Here is a 2,989-nt window from a genome sequence, read left to right as displayed (position 1 = left end):
TCGGCCTGGCTGGAGAGGAGGCCGAGGTCGGGTCGCCGGTAGAGGATGTCGTTGGCCTCGGTCAGGGTCACCCTGCCACCGGCGGCGTCGCCCAGCCCCAGGTAGGCGCGGCCGAGTTCCAGCAGCGTCTGGACGGCGAGGTGCGGCGTCGCGTAGGTGAGCTGCGGGCGCAGGCGGGCGGCTTGGACGAGGTGCTCCTGGGCCGTCTGGGTCGCACCCCGATGGATCGATGTCCTGGCCGCGACCGCGTAGACCAGGCTGATGGGAATGTAGTGGTCCAGACGGCCGTGCTCCACAATCGTGCGCGCCCGGTCCGCCAAGCTCTCGGCCTGCTGCCAGTCACGGCGTTCGATCGCAACCAGGCAGCGCTCGGCCAGGGCAATCGACAGGGCGGGGAGATAACCGACTTGGGTGCCCACCTCGACCGCACGGGCCAGGATCGGGTCGGCCTGGTCGACCTCGCCGACGAGCAGGTAGGACATCCCTTGGAGGAGCAGCGCCGCGGCCCGCCAAGGGCTTCCTGGGCTCAGCCCGGCCAGGGCGGCCTCCGCGTCGGCGCGCATCCGATCCACCCCGTCGCGGCACAACAGCGCGGCCAACAGCGACCGGAAGCCGGCCAGCGTGCTGCCGTCCGGGAGCGCTCCGGCGAACGCCCCACGTTCGGCCGCATCGAACCAACGGTCGGCGGCCGCCGCCTGGCCCCACAACGCATAGACCCAGATCGCCTGCACGGCAACCGGCGGATAGCGTTCGATCAACCCACGATCCTCGAACCATGCCAACCACCGGTGGACGGTATCGATCCGTCCTGTGGAGCCGGTGGGCAGCGCAAGGCTGGCGACCAGCCGGGCGACCCGGTCGGCGTCTCCTGCGGCCTGGGCATGGTCAATCGCGGTCTCCGGGAGGCCGTTGGCCTCGTACCACTCCGCCGCCCGTAAGTGAAGCTCCTGAACCAACTCCGGCTCGCGCCGGTCGAGTTCGGCCTGGAGCAGACCGCGGAACAAATGGTGGTAGCGGTACCACTGTTGTTGCTGGTCCAGGGGGACCAACAACAGGTTCGACCTGGCCAGCGACGCCAACCGGTCGGCCGAGCGGGTGGTGCCCAGGACCGCGTCGCACAGCGGCCCGCACATCCGGTCAAGCACCGCCGTGCGGGTCAGGAACGACACCGTCGACTGCGGCTGGTGGGACAACAACTCGGCCCACAGGTAGTCAGCCACGAGCCGGTAGTCCCCCGAAAACTCGGCCCCAGTCTCCTCCTGCGGGCGGTCTGCTCGTCTCGCCTTGCGGGCCAGCGCGGCAAGATACAGTCCCACCGGCCACCCTTCTGTCAGTCCGACCAGCGCCGCCGTCTCGGCGTCGCCCAGTTGGACCCCGGCTCCCTCCAGCAGGGCATGCGCCTCATCCTGGTCCATCCTGAGCTCCTCGACCCCGACTGCCATGACTTGGCCTCGTGTGCCCACCAGCGCCGTCGGCAGCCTGGGGGTGGTCCGGGCAGCCAGCGCCAGCTGCAACCCGGTGGGCAGGCGCGCGACCACTTCGGCCATGGCATCCAGGCACTGCGGATTGTCCAGCACCTCCAGATTGTCGGTGACCAGGGCAACCGGCCGGGTCATCGCTGCCACAGCGGTGATCAGCCGGGGCACGATCGTGCCTAGGACCGAGGCGCCTGGTGCGGCCAGGGCTCGGAAGACGCCCGGGTCGATCGGCTCGATGCGGTCTAGGGCGACGGCTAGGTACGTCAGCATGACCGCAGGGTCGTTGTCGTGCTCGTCGAGCGTCACCCAGCCCACGCCGCCACCTTTGCGGCTGGCCCACTGGGCTAGCAGGATCGTCTTGCCGTAGCCGGGCGGCGCCACCACGCAGACGACCGGCGCGGCGAGCAGCCGCTCGACCAAGACCGTGCGGGGCACGGTCCCCGGGCGGATCGAGGGTGGGCGAAGCTTGGACTCCACCAACTCCAAGGCCGCTCCTCAGAACCCGGTCGGGCTGTCGATGACAGCGGGCCGACGTTCCTGCTCGCATGAGACCGATGCCCGTGTCGTCGCCTCACAAACTATCCCTTTCGGGTGATGCGCACACCTGTCGGGAGGGCCAGCATGGCAGCATGATTGCTGCGGTTCTTGCCCTGCTCGGCGTCGATCTGATCGTGATCCTCGTCCTGGTCGGCATGATGCTCATCCGCCGGCGCTGGCTCAGCCATCAGCCCGCCGCCTTCAAAGGAGCGATCCGGGTCGTCGACGGTGAGGTGTCGGGGCTGGGACCCAAGTGGAAGCGCGGCTACGGCCGCTGGGTCCGCGATGTGCTCGTCTGGACCAAGGCCCCGGCTCTGCTTCGAAACGAACTGGTCGCGGTCGACGGGCTTGCCGATGCGGTACGAGCGGCCGAGCCCGGTGAGGTCAAGCGGGTCGGAAAAGACCCGGTGATCGTGCCCTTGGCGGCCGACGGTGGCGCACGCGTCGAGGTCGCCGCTCCCGCAGACAGCCGCGAGCGGGCGCTCGGGCCGGTGGTGGCCCCAGAGCCGCCAGCTTTTGAGGTAGTGCGCGAGCCACCGGCAGCCGGCGGACCGGGATGATCCACGCCTGAGCCAGGTTCGTCCTCGCCGGCCTGCGGGGCGATCCCGGCCCAGCGACGACACGAGGGTCACCGGAACCGGTCTCATCCTCCACACCGCAGGAATTATCCCTTGCGGGTGATGCCGGGCCCTTCTGTGCCAGACCTGCCAGCAATCCGCCAGCAACGAAGCCTCACGACGCCACACGCGGCACTATGTGACCTCGACGCCATTCGCGTGCTGAGCAGCGCTGATATGGGGGAACGCGTGGATGCGTGCGGGGATGCGAGCGGCTGGCTCGTCAATGGCATGCAAGGGGTCAGGGGTTCAAATCCCCTCAGCTCCACCAGGCACAACGCATCTTCCACTCCGCTTGGAAGAGTCCGTGAACCGCCCCGGGATTCCTGGGGGACGCCCAAGGGAGTGGTGAGCTTG

2 protein-coding genes are annotated in these 2,989 nt (G+C 69.2%); one reads left to right on the top strand and one right to left on the bottom strand.

All coding sequences use genetic code 11. From position 1 onward, the window contains the following. A partial coding sequence (locus VF468_03830) for a hypothetical protein (protein ID HEX5877442.1) occupies positions 1–1,955 on the bottom strand: 1,955 nt, incomplete at its 3' end. Between the two features lie 152 nt (positions 1,956–2,107). Here VF468_03830 and VF468_03825 point away from each other — a divergent pair. After that, on the top strand, positions 2,108–2,575 hold the full coding sequence (locus VF468_03825) for a hypothetical protein (protein HEX5877441.1): 468 nt from the start codon (positions 2,108–2,110) through the stop codon (positions 2,573–2,575). Positions 2,576–2,989: the final 414 nt, after the last annotated feature.

It is taken from the genome of Actinomycetota bacterium (assembly GCA_036280995.1).
GTDB lineage: Bacteria > Actinomycetota > CALGFH01 > CALGFH01 > CALGFH01 > CALGFH01.
This window is presented reverse-complemented; position numbering and strand designations above follow the sequence as displayed.